The sequence below is a fragment of the Rathayibacter sp. PhB179 genome, from assembly GCF_004345345.1.
In the GTDB taxonomy this organism is placed as follows: domain Bacteria; phylum Actinomycetota; class Actinomycetes; order Actinomycetales; family Microbacteriaceae; genus Rathayibacter; species Rathayibacter festucae.
The window spans coordinates 578,003-596,142 of sequence record NZ_SLVD01000001.1 but is presented as its reverse complement, the minus strand read 5'-3'; the positions used below and the strand labels follow the sequence as shown (position 1 = coordinate 596,142).

Below are 18,140 nucleotides of genomic sequence, written 5' to 3'. Positions count from 1 at the left end.
GCGCTGCTCGCCGGAGCCTACGCGCAGGGCTTCGTCGTCATCGGCGGGCTGAACCCGGACTTCCTCGCCCCCTCGGCGCCCGCCGCTCACCTGGGGACCACCGATGTCGATCTCCTCTTCGAGCTCGGCTCCGTCTACGACCGCGAGGAGCTCGACTTCGGCTGGCTGGATCGGGTGCTGCGGACGTCCGGCTTCCGGGCCCGGAGAGGGGCGGCGGGGTGGCAGTGGGACGCGGTTCTCGGCGGGTACCTCACTGCGAAATGCGCAGCCCTGGCGGCGCGTGCCGCACCGAAGGACGCCTACGACCTGATGTTCGTACTGCTCTACAACCCCGGCGGGGCTCGGGAAGCGGCACGGGCGATCGCAGGCATTCCGGTGGTGAGCCATCGACGGCCCCCTGCTGCCGTCGCCCGCGCCGCGGTGTCGATGCTGCTCGATCCGCAGGGCCCGTGGGCGGGGCACTTCGCGACGCAGATGCAGGAGGCCGGCGATGAGGAGCCGGAGGAGCGGCTGCGCGCCGATGCGGCCGCAGGGGCGTCGCTCCTCCTCCGGACCCTCGATCAGAACGCGTAGCGGACGCGGCAGTAGGGCAGGTGCTCGGCGAGGAGGGCGAGGAAGCGGTCGAGGGCGGCGCGCTTGAGGTCGCGGCGGTAGCGGATGTTGACGGCGCCGTTCTCGGAGACCTTCGACTCCTGCATCCGGGGCGCCCAGAGCAGGTCCTCGGCCTTCGGATGCCAGCCGAGGTTGACCTCGTGCAGGCCCGCGTTGTGGGTGAGCAGGATCACCTCGGCGGCGAGCTGCGCCTTCGCCCGCGGGTGCAGGGCCGCGTCGAGCTGCTCGAAGAGCTCGGTCCAGTCGCGCTGCCAGGTCTCGGTGAGGATCACCGGCGAGAAGTTGACGTGCACCTCGTAGCCGGCGTCGACGAAGTCGTTGATCGCGGCGATCCGCTCGGCCATCGGCGACGTGCGCACGTCGGTGACCTTCGCCGTCTCGGCGGGCATCAGCGAGAAGCGGAGGCGGGTGCGGCCGAGCGGGTCCCACTCGAGCAGCTCGCGGTTGACGTACTTGGTGGCGAACGACGCCTTGGCGGTCGGCGACATCCGGAACAGGTCGCAGAGGTCGCGGACGTTGTCACTCAGCAGCGCGTCCACCGAGCAGTCGCTGTTCTCGCCGATGTCGTAGACCCAGGCCTCGGGGTCGCACTGGTTCGCCTCGGCCTTCACGCCCTGCTTCGCGATGTGGCGGGCGAGGTGCCGCTGGATCTGCTCGATGTTCGCGAAGACCGTGATCGGGTTGCTGTAGCCCTTCCGCCGCGGCACGTAGCAGTAGACGCAGGCCATCGCGCAGCCGTTGGCGGAGGAGGGGGCGATGAAGTCGGCGGAGCGGCCGTTGGGGCGGGTGACCAGCGACTTCTTCACGCCCACGACGAGCGCCTCCGTCTTGATCCGCACCCAGCGCGCGACGTTCGCCTCGTCGCCGTGCACCTCCGGGATGTTCCAGTGCGAGTCGACCGGCACGATCTCGGCCGCGGGCCAGCGCTCGACGATCTCCTGCCCGCGGGGCAGCTCGAGCGCGGCCGGCTCGGCGTAGATGCGCCGCACGTCGAGGAGGGTGCGCTGACGGATGCCGGACATGCGTCCGTTCTACCGGCGACCACCGACAGGGATCGGGATCGGCAGTGCCGACCCGCCGACGGTGCGGGTGACCTCGGGAGTAGAGTCCCGCGCATGGACGCCGCCGTCTCCTCCGCCCTCGGCGCCGCCGCCGTCACCGAGCTGCCGCCCGACTTCGTGCTCGCCCTCGCGGCCGTCGGCGAGGCGCTCGCCGCGATGGCCGCGGGCGACGCGGAGCCGTACCGCCGCTGCTGGGCCGACACCGCGGACTCGACGCTCTACGGCGCGTTCGGCACGATCGAGCGGGGCCGCGCAGCGATCGACGAGACGCTCGGCTGGGTCGCGGGCCGCTTCGCCGGCGGCGGGCTGACGCCGCACTACGACCTGATCCACGTCGCCGGCGACCTGGCCTACACGGTCGGCCGCGAGATCGGCGCGACGCGGATCGACGGGCGCGAGACGGCTCCGCTGATCATCCGGGTCACCCACGTCTACCGCCGCATCGACGGGCAGGGCTGGCGGATCGTGCACCGGCACGGCGACCACCCGCCGCACCTCGAGCGCTGAGGTCAGCGCGGGCGGCGGGCCGGGTTCCCGCCGTCGCCGATGTAGCGCGAGGAGCCGTAGCCCACGACCAGGTAGCCGATGATCGCGAGCAGCCAGAGCAGCACGATGCTGAACAGCGCGCCCTTGCCGAACGCCCGGCCGACGCCGAGGGCGATGAAGATCGCCCAGATCACGTTGACGAACGGGATGAGGAAGAGCAGCACCGTCGCTCCGTGGTAGCCGGCGATCTTGGTCAGCAGGTAGGTGTTGTAGATGGGGATGAGCGCCCCCCAGCCCGGGCGGCCCGCCTTGGTGAAGACGGGCCAGAGTGCGACGACGGCGATGACGTAGCCGATCAGGCCGCCGAAGAAGCTGCCGACCGAGGTCGCGGCGTTGAGGCCGGTGGGGACGTCGTTCTGGCTGAGCAGGGACGTCTGGGCGAGGGTGATGACGGCGTCGAGCACGGCGGGGTCCTCTCGGAGGGGTGGATGTCCGCTCACCGTAGCGGCGCGGGGGCGTGCTGAGGGCATCCCGTTCGCGGGGCATCGCGGAGGATGGAGGCATGGAGCCGACCGCCGACCGCTACCGCCGCGCCGCCGTCGAGCTGGCGCAGACCTCCGAGCTGCAGGTCGAGTGGGCGCTCGCCGTCGCCGGTGACGGGGCGCTGCTGGCGCTGATCGACGAGCTGCCGCCCGCCCACCGGCAGCCGTCGCTGCTGTTCTCGGTGGCGCGGCTGCTCGGGGCGCCGGCGGTGGACGGCGCGGCCTTCGCGGAGTGGCTGCGGCGGGAGTGGCCGCGGGTCGCGCCGGTGGCGGCGGAGCGGCTCACCCAGACGAACGAGGCGCTGCGCTGCGCCCCGCTGGTCGGGGCGCTGGAGCGGATCACGGAGCCGGGAGAGCCGGTCGCGCTGATCGAGATCGGCGCCTCGGCCGGGCTGTGCCTGGCGCCGGAGCGGTACTCGTACGTGTTCACGGGGGCGGAGGGGACGACTCGGCTGGGGCGGGGCGAGCCGGTGCTCGAGTGCGCGGTGACCGGGGGAGCGGCGCCCTCGCGGCTCCCCGTCGTGGCGTGGCGGCGCGGGCTGGACCTGCGTCCGCTCGACGTCGGCTCCGCCGAGGACCGCGCCTGGCTGGAGGCGCTGCTGCCGCCGGACCGGCCGGAGCGCACCGAGCGGCTCCGGGCCGCCGTGGCGACGCTGCGGGAGGACCCGCCCGCGATCGTCGCGGGCGACGCGGCGGAGGCGCTGCCGGAGGTGCTCGCCGCGGCGCCGCGCGGGCTGCGCGCGGTCGTGGTGTCGCTCGGGACGCTGGTGTACCTGCCGTGGGCCGCGCGGGAGCGGGTGCTGGCGGCGGTCGCCGAGTCGGGCGCGAGCCTGGTGACGCTCGAGGCGGAGGCGCTGCTGCCGTCGCTCCGGGAGCGGACCGCCTCGCTGACAGCGCCCGAGCGCACGCCGTTCCTGCTCGCGGCGGACGGGGTGCCGCTCGCCTTCGCGGCGCCGCACGGCGGCCGGCTCTCCTGGCTGAGCTGAGGCGGCGGGTCTCGATACGCGCTGCGCGCTGCTCGACCAGCAGTGGGTGTGCACAACATCAGCTGAGAGCAGGGTCCCTCCCCTGACAGCGGAGGCCACCCCTTCTCAGCTGATGTTCTGCAGCGCCCGAGCGCTCTCCCTCGCCACTGAGCCGCGCTGCTAGAGGGCGTCGACGAAGAGCTGGGTGGCCTGGTGGACGTAGGAGGTGTTGGTCGACGGGTCCCAGCCGACGAGGGCGACGACGTCGCCGCCGACGCGGGTGGTGATGCCGACGAGGGTGAAGGGGGCGCCGCCGACGTCGCCGGTGACGGTCCAGCCGACGGCCTCGTCGGTGCCGGTGATCGTGGGCTCGGTCTGCTCGACGGTGGTCTGCACGGGGGTGCCCTGCAGGGCGAACAGCTCGGAGCCGTCGGCGCAGCGCTCGAGCGCGTCCTCGGCGGAGGCGACGAGGGCGGAGGCGGTGTCCGCGTCGCCGGTACTCGCGACGACCGAGGTCATCGAGCGGTCGGCGCTCGTCCCGTAGGCGAGGCCCGCGTCGGTGAGCGTGTCGTCCGCGTCCCAGCCGACGCCGAACGGCGCGAGGCAGGAGGCGTCCGTTGCGGTGAGCCCCGGGTAGACCGAGCCGAGCATCTCCTCGGTGCTGGTGAACTCCGCAGGCACGAACTGGATGTCGTCGAAGATCGTCGCGAGCTCGGCGTCGGTGTGCTGCGGCAGCGCCTCGGCGGTCGGCTCGGGCTCGGCGGCGGCGGTGCAGCCGGTCAGCGCGAGCAGCAGAGCGCCCGTGAGGGCGAGTCCGGCTCGGGCGACTCCGGCTCGGGCGGCGGTGGTGTGCGTCATGGTGGTTCCCCCTCTGCTCCGCCGTGCGTCCGGGCGGAGGCGGCCCGAGGCTAGCAGAGGCCTCGGACACCGCCCCGCCGCTAGATCTCCGTGTGTCCCAGGTCCGCGTGCGCGAGCAGCCGGATCTCCGGCTCCGCGATCGACTCGAACTCCAGCACGACCACTTCGTTGCGCCCCACCCGGGTGACCGGCGACGGCACGATCAGCGTGCGCTGCGGCCCGCGCCGCCAGTAGCGGCCGAGCAGGAAGCCGTTCACCCAGACCAGGCCCTTGCCCCAGTGCAGCGTGTCGAGGTGCAGGTCGGCCTGCGCGTCGAGCTCGAAGGCGCCGGAGGCGAGCCCCGGCCCGGCCGCGAACGACCCGCTGCCGGGCACCCGGCCGCACTCGGGCAGGCACTCCAGCGCGAGCGGCCGGGCGACCCAGCCGCCCAGCTCCGCGCCGTCGAGCCGCACGCCGCCGATCAGCCCCTTGTGCTCGCCGATCCGCTCGCCGTAGTTCACCCGGCCCTGGTCCTCGACCAGGACCGCCAGCTCGCCCGTGCCGCGGGGCAGGGTGATCGCCCGCTCGTGGTCGTCACGCGCGAGCACGCCGACCGGGACGCCGTCGAGCAGGACCCAGGCGCGATCGCGCACCTCCTCGCCGACGACGAGCCGGGCGGGAGCGTCGCCCGCCGCCAGCGTCGTCGTGAACAGCGCGAACCCGCCGGCCAGCCCGAGGTCGTCGAAGCTCGCCATCGACTCCAGGCGCGTCGCCGGCCCGAAGACCGCGTCGAGTCCGAGCAGCGCGGGGCCCGGCACGAGCGGCGCGGTGAGCACCGGCGCCGGCGGGGAGACCGCGGGCACCTCCTCCGGCACCGGCGCGTAGCGCGCGATGACCTCGCGGAACGCCCAGTACTTGGCCGTCGGGTCGCCGCTCTCGTTCAGCGGGGCGTCGTAGTCGTAGCTCGTGGTGATCGCGGCGTAGCGGCCCTTGTCGTTCGCGCCGCTGGTCAGGCCGAAGTTGGTGCCGCCGTGGAACATGTAGATGTTGACCGAGCCGCCGACCGCGAGCAGCGCGTCGAGCTCGCTCGCCGACGCCGCCGCGTCCGTGGTGTGGTGCTGGGTGCCCCAGTCGTCGAACCAGCCGCACCAGAACTCCATGCACATCAGCGGGCCGGTCGGCTGGAACTCGCGCAGCGTCGCGAGGCGCTCGGCCGTCCGCGAGCCGAACGAGCCGGTCAGGTGCAGGCCGGGCAGGCTGCCGTCGGCGAGCATCTGCGGGGTCGGCTGGTCGATCGTGGTGAGCGGCACCGTGATGCCGCTGTCGCGGGTGACCCGGACCAGCTCGGCGAGGTACTCCTTGTCGGAGCCGTACGCGCCGTACTCGTTCTCGATCTGCACGAGCACGACGGGCCCGCCGCGGTCGATCTGGCGCGGCGCCACGATCGCGGAGATCCGGCGGAGGTAGTCGCTCACCGCCGCGAGGTAGTGCGGCTCGGAGCGGCGCACGCCCACCTCGGGGTCGCGGAGGAGCCAGGCGGGCAGGCCGCCGTTGTCCCACTCCGCGCAGATGTAGGGGCCGGGGCGCACGATCGCGTGCAGGCCCTCGGCGGCGACCAGGTCGAGGAAGCGGCCGAGGTCGAGTCCGGCGTCCTCGCGCCAGGCGCCGCGCTGCGGCTCGTGCGCGTTCCAGGCGACGTAGGTCTCGATGGTGTTCAGGCCCATCAGGCGGGCCTTGCGGATCCGGTCGGCCCAGAGGTCCGGGTGGATCCGGAAGTAGTGCAGCGCTCCCGACAGGATGCGGTGCGGCCTGCCGTCGAGCTCGAAGTCGGTTGCGCCGATGGCGAAGCGGCTCTGGTGCGCGCCGGTCGGCGCGGCGGCCGGCGCGGCGGAGTCGGGAGCGGTGGTCATGCGGGATCCCCCTCAGGATCGTGAGACGGGTCGAGGCCGGCCGGAGCGATCCGACCGGCCTCGAACGCCGCCAGTGCTACTTGAGAACAGTGCTACTCGGAGACGGTGAAGCCCTGAGCGTTGCCGTACTCGACGAGCTTGCTCTGCCAGGCGGCGATGCCGTCGTCGAGGCTCGACTTGTTGGCGTACGCCTGGCCGACGGTGTCGCCGAAGACGCTGTTCGCGTAGACCTGGAAGGGCAGGTACGACCAGCCGGGACGGACGTCCGTCGAGGCCTGGGTCAGCACCTCGTTGATCTTCTGGCCGCCGAAGTACTCGGACTCGGCGCCGGTGAAGTCCGGGCTGCTGAGGTCGGCCGAGGTCGACGGGAATCCGCCGCTCTCGAGGAAGACGTCGACCGAGGCCTCGTCGCTGTTCAGCCAGCGCAGGAATGCGGCGGCCAGCGCCGGGTTCTCGCTCTGCTTGGTGACGGACTGGCCGCCGCCGCCGTTCTCGGCGCTGACGGCGGTGCCGTCGTAGGTCGGGATGGGCGCGACGGCCCAGTCACCGGAGGCGTCGGGGACGCTGGACTCGAGCACGCCGGGCATCCAGGCGCCGGTGATCAGCGAGGCGATCGAGCCGTCGCCGAGGCCCTTGTACCACTCGTCGCCCCACGCGGGGGTGTCGGAGAGGAGGCCGCCCTCGACGAGCTGGTTCCAGACGCCGGTCCACTTCTCGGTGCCCTCGTCCTTGAGGTTCACGGTGACGTTCGTGCCGTCGGTCGTGAAGGGCTCGCCGCCCGCCTGCCAGATCATGCTGGTCGCGAAGCCGGCGTCGCCGGTGTCGGCGGTGATGAACTTCGACGGGTCGGCCGCCTGGAGCGACTTCGCCGCGGCGATGTACTCGTCCCAGGTGGTCGGCACGGCGATGCCGTACTGGTCGAAGACCTTCTTGTTGTAGAACATCGCCATGGGGCCCGAGTCCTGCGGGAGGCCGACGAGCTTGCCGTCGATGTTGACGCTGCCCCAGGTGGACGCCGAGAACTTGTCCTCGAGGTCGCCCATGCCGTACTGGGAGAGGTCGAGCAGCGAGTCCGACAGTGCGAACTGCGGCATGGCGTAGTACTCGATCTGGACGACGTCGGGGGCGCCCGAGCCGGCCTTGATCGCGTTCTCGAGCTTGGTGTACTCGTCCTTGTTCGTGCCGGCGTTGACCAGCTCGACGTCGACCTTCGGGTAGGCCTTCTCGAACGCGGCGACCTGGGCCTCGGCGCTGGGGGTCCAGCTCCAGTAGGTGATCTTGCCGCCGGTCTCGAGCGCGGCGTCGAGGTCGGCCGCGGTGCCGGAGGCGGTCGTGCCGCCGCCGGTGGTGCCGCCGGACGAGCAGGCGGCGAGCGAGCCCGCGGCGAGTGCTGCGGCCGCGACGACCGTCAGGGTCCGCCGGAGGGCGGAGTGGGCGATCTTCATGGTGATTCCCTTCACTTCTTCGTGCTGTGGGGTGGTGCGGGTGGAGTGGTTCGGGGCAGGACGCTCCGACCGGGGGGACGGGTTCGTGGGGAGGGCCTAGCCCTTGACGCTGCCGGCGCTCAGGCCGGACTGCCAGAAGCGCTGGAGGCCGAGGAACGCGACGACGATCGGGATGATCGTCAGCAGCGAGCCGGTGATCACCAGGTTGTAGATCGGCTGCGCGCTGACGCCGGTGGCCTGCGCGTTCCACTGGTTGAGGCCGACGGTGAGCGGGTACCACTGCGGGTCGCTCAGCATGATCAGCGGGAGGAAGTAGTTGTTCCAGGTCGCGACGACCGAGAACAGCAGCACCGTGACGATGCCGGGGGCGAGCAGGCGGATCGAGATGGTGAAGAAGGTGCGGAACTCGCCCGCGCCGTCCATCCGCGCCGCCTCGAGCAGCTCCGTGGGCACCGACTCGACCGCGTAGACCCAGACCAGGTAGAGGCCGAAGGGGCTGATCAGCGAGGGGATGATGATCGCCCACGGGGTGTTGGTGAGGCCGAGCTGGCTGAACATCAGGAAGGTCGGGACCGCGAGCGCGGTGCCGGGGACGGCGATCGCACCGAGGACGACCGCGAAGACCGCCTTGCGCCCGGCGAAGCGGAACTTCGCGAGGCCGTAGCCGGCGAGCGTGGCGAGCAGGGTCGCTCCGCCCGCGCCGACCACCACGTAGAGCAGCGTGTTGCCGAGCCAGCGGAGGAAGATGCCGTCGCGGTAGGTGAGCGTCTCGGCGATGTTCTGGAAGAGGACGAAGTCGCCGTCGAACCAGAGGCCGAAGCTCGAGAACAGGCCGGCCTGCGTCTTGGTCGCGTTGATCACGAGCCAGGCGAGCGGAACGAGGCTGTAGAGGATGAACGCCGACATCAGCAGCGTGAAGGCGATCGACTTCTTCGGGGCGACCGAGGAGCCGCGGCGGGCGGGGCGCTTGGCCGGAGCGGTCTTCGTGGGACGGGGTGCGGTTGCGATGGCCATCAGTTCTCCTTGCGCGCGCCGCGGAGCTGCACGACGTAGGCGATCACCGCGGTGATCACGCCCATGACGATGGCGACCGTGGCCGACGCGTTGTACTGCTGACCCGCGAAGGACAGGTTGTAGGCGTACATGTTCGGCGTGAAGTAGGTGGTGATGATGTTCGGCGCGAGCGTCCGGAGGATGTTCGGCTCGTTGAACAGCTGGAAGCTGCCGATGATCGAGAAGATCGAGGCGATGACGATCGCGCCGCGCAGGGCGGGCAGCTTGATCGAGCGGATGACGCGCAGCGGGCCGGCGCCGTCGATCTCGGCGGCCTCGTAGAGCTCGCCGGGGATGGTCTTCAGCGCGGAGTAGAAGATCAGCATGTTGTAGCCGACGAACTCCCACGTGACGATGTTGCCGATCGAGACCAGGATCCAGTCGCGCGAGAACGGCGCGATCAGGTCGGAGCCGAGCAGGTCGTTGACGTTGGCGGTGAGGCCGAAGTTGTCGCCGTAGATGAAGCCCCACATCAGGACCGCGACGACCGCGGGGACCGCGTAGGGGAGGAAGACGACGATGCGGAAGAAGCCGGTGCCGTGCAGCCGGCCGCTGTCGATCGCGAGGGCCGCGACGAGCGCGAGGACCAGCATCACCGGGACCTGGACGACCAGGAACAGCAGGACGCGGCCGAAGCCCTCCCAGAAGTTCGGGTCGCGGAAGATCGCCAGGTAGTTCTCGAAGCCCACGAAGGCGTTGCCGCCGATGAGCTGCTCGCGGAACAGGCTGAGGTAGATCGAGTAGATGACCGGCGCGATGAAGACGAGCAGGAACACCACGAGGAAGGGGGCCACGAAGGCCAGGCCCTTCCACTCGCTCTTCGCGCGACTGCGCGGGACGGCGAGGGGTGCGGCGGGCGGGGTGACCTCGCGCAGCGGGACAGGGGGAGACGTCGTCGTCATCGGCGGGATTCCGTTCGGGGTCGGTTCCGACATGTTCACGTCAACATGGCAGGACGCCACCGTAGCATGGCGACGTCAACACGCGCACGATCCGTTAGGTTTCGATGGGGAAACGTTGTTCCGCCACCGGCGCGGGACTCGTGGAGGGACGGCATGGCCATCGAGACGAACGCGGCGACCGCCGTCCCACGCCGACGGAGCGTGTCGATGGCCGACGTCGCGCGACGCGCGAACGTGTCCGGGCAGACCGTCTCGCGGGTGTCCAACGGCAAGCAGAACGTCGACACCGAGACGCGCGAGCGCGTGCTCGAGGCGATGCGCGCCCTCGGCTACCGGCCCAACAGCGCGGCGCGGGCCCTGCGCACCGGCCGCTTCCACAGCATCGGCGTGATCATGTTCACGCTGTCCTCCTTCGGCAACATGCGCACCCTGGACGCCATCGCGGTCGCCGCGGCCGACGCCGGGTACTCGATCACCCTCATCCCCGTGCCGCACCCGACCCAGGGCGAGGTGTCGGTCGCCTTCCACCGCCTGAGCGAGGAGGCGGTCGACGGCGTCATCATCGTCATGGAGGCGCACCTGCTCGACGAGGCCGACATCGTGCTGCCGCCGGATCTGCCCGTCGTGGTCGTCGACTCGGCCGGCGGCGACCGCTACCCGGTCGTCGACACCGACCAGGTCTCGGGCGCGCGCCAGGCCGTCGAGCACCTGCTCGGGCTCGGCCACCGCACCGTCCACCACATCGCCGGGCCGGAGCGCTCCTACTCGGCCGAGCGGCGCCGTGAGGCGTGGGAGTCGACGCTGCGCGCGCAGGGCGCCCCCGTGCCCGAGGCGCTCGTCGGCGACTGGTCGAGCGCGTCGGGGTACCGGATCGGCCGGGAGTTGGCCGCGGACCCGGCCGTGACGGCGGTCTTCGCCGCGAACGACCAGATGGCGCTCGGCGTGCTGCGGGCCCTGCACGATGCGGGCCGGGCGGTGCCGGGCGAGGTCAGCGTCGTCGGCTTCGACGACATGGAGGAGTCGGCGAGCTTCTGGCCGCCGCTGACCACCGTGCACCAGTCGTTCGGCGACACCGGGCGGCGCTCGGTCGACATCCTGCTGCGCGAGCTGGAGTCGGGCGAGCGCTCGGGCGTGACGCTGACGCCGACGGAGCTCGTCGTGCGGGAGAGCACGGGGCCTGCGCCGCGCTGAGGCGCCCGGGCCGCCCGGGCCGCTCGGAGGTGTCGGCTGCGGGCGATACTGTGAGGCTTCTCACCCGTCCTCGCTAAGGAGCACCCATGTCGGTCGGCCTGCTCGCCGTCGTCGATGACATCCTCACCGCCGCCCTGAAGGCGAGCGCGAAGACGGCCGGTGTCGTCATCGACGACGCGGCCGTCACTCCGCAGTACGTCCAGGGGCTGACCCCGGCGCGCGAGCTGCCCGTGGTCGGGAGGATCGCGCTCGGGAGCCTCGTCAACAAGTTCGTGATCATCATCCCGATCGCGCTGCTGCTCTCCTCGTTCGCGCCCTGGGTGCTGCCCTACCTGCTGATCGTCGGCGGCGCCTTCCTCTGCTTCGAGGGCGCGGAGAAGGTGCTCGAGTGGTTCGGCGTGCACCACGCGGCGGGCGAGACGGAGGCGCGCGACGAGAAGAAGCTCGTCTTCGGCGCCGTGCGGACCGACCTCATCCTGAGCACCGAGATCATGCTGATCGCGCTCGACGGGCTCGACACCGACCTCGGCGTCGGCGGGACGCTCGGGGCGCTCGCCGTGGTCGGCCTCGGCATGACGCTGCTCGTCTACGGCGCGGTCGCCCTGCTAGTGAAGATCGACGACGTCGGGCTGCGGCTGATGAAGAACGCGGCGCGCGGCGTCCGGCGCTTCGGCGTGCGCATCGTCGCCTCGATGCCGGCCGTCTTCCGCACCATCAGCATCATCGGCACGCTCGCGATGCTCTGGGTCGGCGGGCACCTCGTCACGGCGAACCTGGCCGAGACGTTCTGGCACGGGCCGTACGACGTCGTGCACGCCGTCACCCACGCGGTCGAGGGCGGCGGCCCGGTCGTCGTCTGGATCGCCGACACCTTCGTCTCGATGATCTTCGGCCTCGTGCTCGGCCTGATCGTCGTCGCCGCCGTCACGGGCGTCCGCCGCGTCCTGAAGCGCGGCGAGCCGGCCGAGGCGCACTGACGGGTCGGGTCTCGATACGCCGCTCCGCGGCTACTCGACCAGCATGGAGGTGGCCCGCGGGCCTTGCCTGTTGATCGCGTGGCCCGTGGGCCGGCCTCCCTCTGGTGATCGAGTAGCCCCGCAGGGGCGTATCGAGATCCCGCCTCCTCAGCGCTCCAGGTGCGAGTACTCCGGCAGCGCGATCGCGTCGGCGGGCGGCGTGAAGAACCGCCCCATCGTCCGCCCGATCACCGGTGTCGCCGCGACCTTCACCGCGAGCCCGAACGCCGCCACTCCGAGCCGCGACACCGGGTTCGCGACCCGCGGCACCCCCGGCGGCAGCGCCTGCGCCTGCGTCACGTAGGGCCGCATGATCCGCTCGTACCCCGCGAAGCCGTCGCGCAGATCCACGTGCGCGGCGAGCTCGCCGGCGAGCACGTACGCGCCCGCGAGCGACAGGCTCGTCCCCATCCCGCTGACCGGCGAGGCGCAGTAGGCGGCGTCGCCGACCAGCGCGACCCGTCCGCTCGACCAGCGCGGGGCGTGCACCTGGCCGATCTGCTCGTAGTAGAGGTCGTCGGCCTCGTCGAGTCCGCGGAGGACGCGCTGCGCCTCCCAGCCGGCGTCGCCGAAGACCGTGCGGAGGTGCGCGCGCTGCTCGTCGAGCGAGCGGCGCTCGGTGCTCGCGCGGTCGAGGCGGCGGTCGATCACCTGCGAGAGCGCGACGCGGAGGGTGCCGTGCGGGTCCGGGCGGAGGGTGATGCTGCGTCCGCCGGCCGCGCTGTACCAGCGCCACCAGTCGTCGTCCGTTGCGGTGCGCGGGATGGTGGCGTAGGAGGTCTCGAGGCCGAGCGAGCGGATCTCCGGCTCGGTGCCGAAGACGAGGCGGCGGGTGCTCGAGCCGATGCCGTCGGCGGCGACGACGAGGTCGAAGCGCTCGTCGGGGGCGTTCTCGAAGGAGACGATGACGCCGGTGCCACTGTCGCTCAGTCCGGTGATGCGGTCGCCGTAGCGGTACTCGGTGTGCTCGACGGTGCGGTCGACGAGGAGCCGCGCGAGGTCGCCCCGGAGGATCTCCAGCTCGGCGGTCGCGCCGCCGCTGTCGGAGGTGCCGGCCGGGAACTCGGCGAGGGTGCGCCCGCCCCGGCCGACGAAGCGGGTGCCGACCTCGCCGGTCGTCGCGGCGCGGATGTCGTCCTCGAGGCCCATCCGGCGGGCGACCTCGCGGCCGGCGCCCCGGACGTCGACGTTCTGCCCGCCGAGCCGCAGTGCGGGCGCGCGCTCGACGATCGTCGCCTCGACGCCGTAGCGGTGCAGCCAGAACGCGAGAGCGGGGCCGGCGATGCTGGCGCCGGAGATCAGGACACGGGTCACGTTTGCCGCCTTCGTTGATAATCAATGAGATTGGCAATCTACACCGTTATCGTGGAGGCATGAGTGACAGCATGCCCGATCTCGGCATCCGGACCCGCGTGCGCCAGGTGACGGAGCGGCAGCGGCTCTTCGAGCAGTCGCTCACCCGCGCGCTCGCTATCGACGCCGTCGGGCTCGACGCGATGACGCACCTGATGTCCGCGGGTCCGCTGACGCCGACCGAGCTGGCCGGGCGCCTCGGCGTCTCGACGGCGGCGATGACCCTCGTGCTGAACCGCCTCGAGGCGGCCGGCCACGTCCGCCGCGAGCGGCACCCCACGGACGGGCGGAAGCTGATCGTGACGGCCTCGGAGGAGTCGGCGCGGCGTGCGCAGGAGCGGGTCGCCCCGCTGATCGCGGGCGTCGAGGCGGTCGTCGCCGACCTCGAGGAGGCCGAGCGCGCGACGGTGCAGGCCTTCCTCGACCGCCTGCTCGCGGTCTACGACGCGGCGACGGACTGACGCGCCGGCGTCCTGGCCACGGCGGGTCTCGATACGCCGCTGCGCGACTCCTCGACCAGCATGGGAGGGCGCCGCTGGTCCAGCAGCCGGATCGGGCCCCGGCTTCTCCCGGGTGCTCGCGGACTCATGCTGATCGAGTAGCGCGCGGAGCGCGCGTATCGAGATCCACCTGTGTCAGAAGGACGAGTCTGCAGACCCGCCGTGGTGAGCGCGGTGGGTCTCGATACGCCGCTGCGCGGCTACTCGACCAGCATGAGCGCGCCGCTGTGCGGCTACTCGACCAGCATGGAAGGTCCGCGTTCGCATGCTGCCGCGTCTTCATGCTGATCGAGTAGGCCGCGGAGCGGGCGTATCGAGATCCACGTGTTCGGTGGGTGGGTCTCGATACGCCGCTGTGCGGCTACTCGACCAGCATGCAGGGCGCGGCTACGTGGCCAGCATGAGGGTCAGCAGCTGCGCGCGGAGTACGCGGCCGGGACCACCGTGGTGACGGGGGCGCCGTCGACGGTGGCGGTCGCGGTGACGGTGGCCTGGCCGGCGGGCACCGAGGCGGCGCGCGTCGAGAAGGCGGCGGAGGCGTTCTTGCCGGGCAGGATGCCGGTGAACTCCTTCGAGCCGTAGGCGGAGGCGACGGTCATCGAGACGGGGACGGTCGCGTTGTTCTGCGCCGTGACCGTCAGGGTGACCTTGCCGGCGATGCAGCGGGTCGTGGCCGTCGCCGCGACGGCGAGGGCGGCGGGCGCCTTCAGCGTCACGGTCACGGTCGTCGTCTGCGAGACCGTGCCGTCGGCCGACGTGATCACCACGGTGCCCACTCCGCCGTTCGCGGTGGTCGGCTGCGTCACGCGCACCCGGGCCGCCGAGTCGGTGGCCACCGCGGTGAGCACCGGCATCGTCGTGCCGTCGACGGTCACGGCGTAGGAGCCGCGGGCCGGCTCGAAGCCGGCGACGCCGACTCCGTTCACGCGCAGGGCGCCGAGGGTGGCGACCGCGGCGGGCGACGCCACCGACTCGTACAGCTTCGTCTCCGACACGATGAGGTGCGTGTTGGCGTAGGCGTTCATCACGACGCGGAAGGCCTTGGCCGTCACCGGTGCGAAGGTCGCGGTCAGCGTCGGCGCGGTGCCGTCGGCGGGCGCGGCCAGGGCGACCGCGGACTCGTAGCCGGGGACCGCGGTCCACGTGCTGCTCGAGGCGCCCTGGTACTGCAGCTGGTAGCTCTGCGCCCAGCTGGTGCCGCCGTCGCGCTGGAACTGCACCGACACCTGCTGCACCTGGCGGGTGGCGGGGAAGGTGTAGGTCAGGCTGCTCTGCGCGGCCTTGGTGCCACTCGTCCAGTTGGACCAGCCCTTGTCGCCGTCGACGCCGTTGCGGGTGCGCTCCGGTCCGTAGCCCGACTCGGACGAGGTCGCGGTCGCGACGATGCCCGCATCGGGGTTGAAGTTGCGGAGCGTGCCCGCGGTGACCAGCACCGTCAGCGTGGCGGGGAGGGTCTGGCCGTCGGCCGTCGCGGTGCCGGAGATCGTCACCGATCCGGGCGCCGCGAGCGAGGCGGTGGTCAGCGGCGTCCAGTCCCAGGTGACCGGCACCGCGAAGGTGCTGGTCGAGGCGCCGACGCGGGCCGGCACGGTGCCGGGGGCCGCGGCCTGCACCGCGGCGACGGAGGCTCCGGCGGCGACGGTGAGGGACGCCGGGTCGGTGGCGGTGAGGCCGCCGACGTCGACGAGCGCGGTGACGGGGATCGACTGGCCGAAGAGGTCGGTCGCGGTGCCGGTCACCTCGACGCGGCCGGCGGCGGCGTAGGCCGAGTCGGCCGGGCGCTGCCAGGTGACGGCGACCGGTGCGCCGGTGCCCCAGGCGTACTGCGGGGCGATCGAGGCGGGCAGGGTGGGCGCGACGCCGACGGTGGTGCGCACGGCGACCGTCTGCGCGGAGGACGGGGCGAGGTCGCGCAGTGTCCAGGACTGGTTCGCTCCACCGTTCGAGCCGTAGACGCCGACCGTGGTGTTCTCGGTGCTGGACTGGCCGTTGACGTCGAGCGAGAGCCCGATCGACTCGTTGACCAGCGTGTAGGCGGTGCCGTCGGTGGTGCTGACGATCCAGCGGGTGGCGGCGTCGGCCTTGGCGGCGTCGACCGAGAGCGTGCGCAGGTCGGTGCCGGCGCTCGTGGCGCCGAGCACGCGGCCGTCGCTGCTCTGCAGCACGACGCGGCGGGTGGCCTCGCGCTCGCCGGGGGCGACCTCGCGGACGGTCCAGCTCTGCTTCGCGGCGGCGGTGGAGTCGGTGGCGAGGGTGGTGATCGTGGTCGCGGCGCCGGTGGGGTTGCCGGTCAGCGCCTTGCCGCTCTGCGTGCCGACCAGCTGGTAGCGGTGGCCGTCGCGCAGCGCGGGGGCGGAGTCGGCGACGCCGGAGACGCCGTCGATGGAGAAGGAGGTGACCGACTTGGCGGGCACCGTCACGGTCGCGGTGCGCGACTCCCGGTCGATGGCGACCGCGGGCTTCGCGACGAGCGCGTTGCCGGTGGGCGCGGCGGCCGAGGCGGCCTGCGTCGTGACGTACGGGGTGACCGTCGCGCCGGCGGCGATGCTGCCGAAGCGGGAGAGGTCGAGCACGACGGTCTTCGCGGTCGCGCCGGTGTTGGTGTGCACCACGGTCGCGCCGCTGCCGTCGCCGCGGACGGCGGCGGTGGAGGAGGTGTCGTTCGTGGGCATCAGGTGGTCGCCCTCGTGGACGAACTTGGTGAAGTTGCGGATCGTGTTGAACTTCGAGTTCGTCTCGACGCCGCAGACCGGGGCCTTCGTGGAGTCGCCGCCGGCGTCCGCGACGCGGCGCGCGGACTTCCAGACCTCGGCGCCGCCCTCCTGATAGGGCTTGCAGTCGAGGTCGATGAAGATCGAGCCCCAGTTGAGGTTCTCGCCCTTCGGGCTCATGTTGTAGAGGTCCTCGACCGGCTGCCAGAGCACCCAGGCCTTCGGCTCGAGCTCGCGCAGGTCGTCGTTGATGCGGCCGGCGATGCCGAGGCCGTTCTCGATGTTCACCGGGTCGTAGCCCGCGACCCAGTTGCCCTCGATCTCGCTCATCCAGAGGTCCTTGTCGGCCTGCTTGGCGAGGTCGCGGACCGCGAGGCGGTCGGAGGTGCCGTAGGTGTGCACGTTCAACCGGTCGACCTCGGCGCGGACGGCGGCGGAGTAGGCGGCCCAGTTGGTCTTGAAGATGCTGGGGTTGGTCTCGTCCATCGCGGCGATGCCGGCGTCGCTCGACGAGGCGTCCAGGGCGGCGGCCACGTCGGGGATCAGGTCGGCCTGGCGGGTCGGGCCCATGTGCATGCCCTCCTGCCGTCCGCCGGTCGGCACGCCGTTGGTGAGCTGCGTGCCCCAGTAGTTGGTGTTCGGCTCGTTGAAGGGGTCGAGGGTGTCGAACTCGATGCCGTACTCGTCCTCCATGTGCGCGGTGACGGTCGCGAGGTACTGGGCGAACTTCGCCTCCGCGGCGGGCTTCAGCTGCTCGCTCGAGGCGTTGAAGCCGCCGGAGACGTAGCCGCTCTCGGTCATGAAGTAGGGGGCGGAGTTGGCGAACGCCTCCCAGTGCGAGATCTGCTTCTCCTCGGCGAGCTCCTCGACCCACCAGCGCTGCGTCTCGTCGCTCGTCCAGTCGTAGGAGGAGGCGTCGCCGGCGTTCCACTTCGCGAGGAGCGCGTCGCGGTCGGCGTAGTTCGTGCTCGTGCCGCCGTAGGTCGCGGCGTCGCCGGCCGGGTTCTGCTTCCACCAGCCCTCGACCGCGCCGCCGGGGCGGAGGTAGTCCTTCACGTCGGAGGCGTTGCCGCCGCCGATGTTGTAGCGGGCGATGTTGAGGTCGAGGCCGTCGTCGCCGAAGACCTTCTGATACAGCTCCTCGCGGAGGGCCTCGGGGTAGTTCCCGGTGGCGTTCGCGAACCAGACCAGGCTCGTGCCCCAGCCCTCGAACGACTCGCCCGCCGCGGCGGGGTTGGGGGTGATGCGGAAGGCGTCGGCGGCCTGCGCGGGGGCGGCGGCCGCGGGGAGCGCGAGCAGCGCTCCGGCGGCGAGGGCGGCGCTCGTGGCGAGCGCGGCGATCCGGCCCGCCTTCCGGCGAGTGCGTCTGGCAGTGGACATCGACATCGATGCGTCTCTCTTTCAACTCTGAAAGGGGAGCTGTTCACGTGAACACGCCCGTGGCCTCCGACTGTACATGTTGACGTCAACAGGCGGAAGGGCGGCGCACGTGCTCGCGACTCCGCAGAAGTTGTCGTAACGGAGCGCCGAGTACGACAACTTCCGCGGAGGCGTGC

At 72.0% G+C, this 18,140-nt stretch carries 15 protein-coding genes; 6 read left to right on the top strand and 9 right to left on the bottom strand.

Annotation, left to right across the window (positions count from 1 at the left end; genetic code table 11):
• Positions 1 to 174: 174 nt before the first annotated feature.
• The gene (locus EDF43_RS02730) at positions 175 to 573 is read left to right on the top strand and encodes a hypothetical protein (RefSeq protein WP_132435311.1); all 399 of its coding nucleotides are present in this window, start codon (positions 175 to 177) and stop codon (positions 571 to 573) included.
• Here the strand turns inward: EDF43_RS02730 and EDF43_RS02725 are convergent.
• Positions 561 to 1,634: a spore photoproduct lyase family protein gene (locus EDF43_RS02725; RefSeq protein ID WP_132435309.1), complete on the bottom strand. Its 1,074-nt coding sequence runs from the start codon at positions 1,632 to 1,634 to the stop codon at positions 561 to 563. The two genes, EDF43_RS02730 and EDF43_RS02725, sit on opposite strands and share 13 nt — an antisense overlap.
• Before the next feature lie 93 nt (positions 1,635 to 1,727).
• On the opposite strand from EDF43_RS02725, the gene EDF43_RS02720 reads away from it, so the two are divergent.
• Positions 1,728 to 2,180 carry a DUF4440 domain-containing protein gene (locus EDF43_RS02720; RefSeq protein ID WP_132435307.1) on the top strand — a complete coding sequence of 151 codons (453 nt, stop codon included), beginning with the start codon at positions 1,728 to 1,730 and terminating at the stop codon, positions 2,178 to 2,180.
• Positions 2,181 to 2,182: 2 nt separating this feature from the next.
• Here the strand turns inward: EDF43_RS02720 and EDF43_RS02715 are convergent, their stop codons facing one another.
• Positions 2,183 to 2,623, bottom strand: a complete 441-nt coding sequence (locus EDF43_RS02715) for a DUF5684 domain-containing protein (protein ID WP_207901608.1) — start codon at positions 2,621 to 2,623, stop codon at positions 2,183 to 2,185.
• 98 nt (positions 2,624 to 2,721) lie between these two features.
• Between EDF43_RS02715 and EDF43_RS02710 the strand changes: the two genes are divergently transcribed.
• Complete coding sequence (locus EDF43_RS02710) at positions 2,722 to 3,687, top strand: DUF2332 domain-containing protein (protein WP_132435305.1); 966 nt, start codon at positions 2,722 to 2,724, stop codon at positions 3,685 to 3,687.
• A 159-nt stretch (positions 3,688 to 3,846) separates the two neighbouring features.
• Here the strand turns inward: EDF43_RS02710 and EDF43_RS02705 are convergent, their stop codons facing one another.
• The 5 genes from EDF43_RS02705 to EDF43_RS02685 all read right to left on the bottom strand — a co-directional run bounded on the left by EDF43_RS02705 (position 3,847) and on the right by EDF43_RS02685 (position 9,813).
• Entirely contained in the window at positions 3,847 to 4,524 is a 678-nt protein-coding gene (locus EDF43_RS02705; RefSeq protein WP_132435303.1) for a hypothetical protein, read from the bottom strand.
• Positions 4,525 to 4,604: 80 nt separating this feature from the next.
• Positions 4,605 to 6,413, bottom strand: coding sequence for a beta-galactosidase family protein (locus tag EDF43_RS02700; RefSeq protein ID WP_132435301.1), 1,809 nt, complete (start codon positions 6,411 to 6,413; stop codon positions 4,605 to 4,607).
• 92 nt (positions 6,414 to 6,505) lie between these two features.
• Entirely contained in the window at positions 6,506 to 7,858 is a 1,353-nt protein-coding gene (locus EDF43_RS02695; RefSeq protein ID WP_123731698.1) for a sugar ABC transporter substrate-binding protein, read from the bottom strand.
• A 96-nt stretch (positions 7,859 to 7,954) separates the two neighbouring features.
• Entirely contained in the window at positions 7,955 to 8,764 is an 810-nt protein-coding gene (locus EDF43_RS02690; protein WP_159423737.1) for a carbohydrate ABC transporter permease, read from the bottom strand.
• Between the two features lie 107 nt (positions 8,765 to 8,871).
• On the bottom strand, positions 8,872 to 9,813 hold the full coding sequence (locus EDF43_RS02685; RefSeq protein WP_123444496.1) for a sugar ABC transporter permease: 942 nt from the start codon (positions 9,811 to 9,813) through the stop codon (positions 8,872 to 8,874).
• A 153-nt stretch (positions 9,814 to 9,966) separates the two neighbouring features.
• On the opposite strand from EDF43_RS02685, the gene EDF43_RS02680 reads away from it, so the two are divergent.
• Together EDF43_RS02680 and EDF43_RS02675 are read left to right on the top strand one after the other, a co-directional pair.
• Complete coding sequence (locus tag EDF43_RS02680; RefSeq protein ID WP_127888132.1) at positions 9,967 to 11,004, top strand: LacI family DNA-binding transcriptional regulator; 1,038 nt, start codon at positions 9,967 to 9,969, stop codon at positions 11,002 to 11,004.
• 86 nt (positions 11,005 to 11,090) lie between these two features.
• Entirely contained in the window at positions 11,091 to 11,981 is an 891-nt protein-coding gene (locus EDF43_RS02675; RefSeq protein WP_132435299.1) for a DUF808 domain-containing protein, read from the top strand.
• A 147-nt stretch (positions 11,982 to 12,128) separates the two neighbouring features.
• Here the strand turns inward: EDF43_RS02675 and EDF43_RS02670 are convergent, their stop codons facing one another.
• The gene (locus tag EDF43_RS02670) at positions 12,129 to 13,334 is read right to left on the bottom strand and encodes an FAD-dependent monooxygenase (protein WP_132435297.1); all 1,206 of its coding nucleotides are present in this window, start codon (positions 13,332 to 13,334) and stop codon (positions 12,129 to 12,131) included.
• A gap of 59 nt (positions 13,335 to 13,393) precedes the next feature.
• On the opposite strand from EDF43_RS02670, the gene EDF43_RS02665 reads away from it, so the two are divergent.
• The gene (locus tag EDF43_RS02665; RefSeq protein ID WP_132435295.1) at positions 13,394 to 13,834 is read left to right on the top strand and encodes a MarR family transcriptional regulator; all 441 of its coding nucleotides are present in this window, start codon (positions 13,394 to 13,396) and stop codon (positions 13,832 to 13,834) included.
• A gap of 446 nt (positions 13,835 to 14,280) precedes the next feature.
• On the opposite strand, the gene EDF43_RS02660 is transcribed toward EDF43_RS02665, so the two are convergent.
• On the bottom strand, positions 14,281 to 17,964 hold the full coding sequence (locus EDF43_RS02660) for a glycoside hydrolase (RefSeq protein ID WP_132435293.1): 3,684 nt from the start codon (positions 17,962 to 17,964) through the stop codon (positions 14,281 to 14,283).
• Positions 17,965 to 18,140: the final 176 nt, after the last annotated feature.

What these genes read in the sequence shown, in the direction of transcription:
- EDF43_RS02725 (WP_132435309.1), bottom strand. Translation starts at nt 1,634, where the DNA reads ATGTCCGGCATCCGTCAGCGCACCCTCCTCGACGTGCGGCGCATCTAC.
- EDF43_RS02720 (WP_132435307.1), top strand. Translation starts at nt 1,728, where the DNA reads ATGGACGCCGCCGTCTCCTCCGCCCTCGGCGCCGCCGCCGTCACCGAG.
- EDF43_RS02710 (WP_132435305.1), top strand. Translation starts at nt 2,722, where the DNA reads ATGGAGCCGACCGCCGACCGCTACCGCCGCGCCGCCGTCGAGCTGGCG.
- EDF43_RS02705 (WP_132435303.1), bottom strand. Translation starts at nt 4,524, where the DNA reads ATGACGCACACCACCGCCGCCCGAGCCGGAGTCGCCCGAGCCGGACTC.
- EDF43_RS02700 (WP_132435301.1), bottom strand. Translation starts at nt 6,413, where the DNA reads ATGACCACCGCTCCCGACTCCGCCGCGCCGGCCGCCGCGCCGACCGGC.
- EDF43_RS02695 (WP_123731698.1), bottom strand. Translation starts at nt 7,858, where the DNA reads ATGAAGATCGCCCACTCCGCCCTCCGGCGGACCCTGACGGTCGTCGCG.
- EDF43_RS02690 (WP_159423737.1), bottom strand. Translation starts at nt 8,764, where the DNA reads ATGTCGGCGTTCATCCTCTACAGCCTCGTTCCGCTCGCCTGGCTCGTG.
- EDF43_RS02685 (WP_123444496.1), bottom strand. Translation starts at nt 9,813, where the DNA reads ATGACGACGACGTCTCCCCCTGTCCCGCTGCGCGAGGTCACCCCGCCC.
- EDF43_RS02680 (WP_127888132.1), top strand. Translation starts at nt 9,967, where the DNA reads ATGGCCATCGAGACGAACGCGGCGACCGCCGTCCCACGCCGACGGAGC.
- EDF43_RS02675 (WP_132435299.1), top strand. Translation starts at nt 11,091, where the DNA reads ATGTCGGTCGGCCTGCTCGCCGTCGTCGATGACATCCTCACCGCCGCC.
- EDF43_RS02665 (WP_132435295.1), top strand. Translation starts at nt 13,394, where the DNA reads ATGAGTGACAGCATGCCCGATCTCGGCATCCGGACCCGCGTGCGCCAG.
- EDF43_RS02660 (WP_132435293.1), bottom strand. Translation starts at nt 17,964, where the DNA reads ATGTCCACTGCCAGACGCACTCGCCGGAAGGCGGGCCGGATCGCCGCG.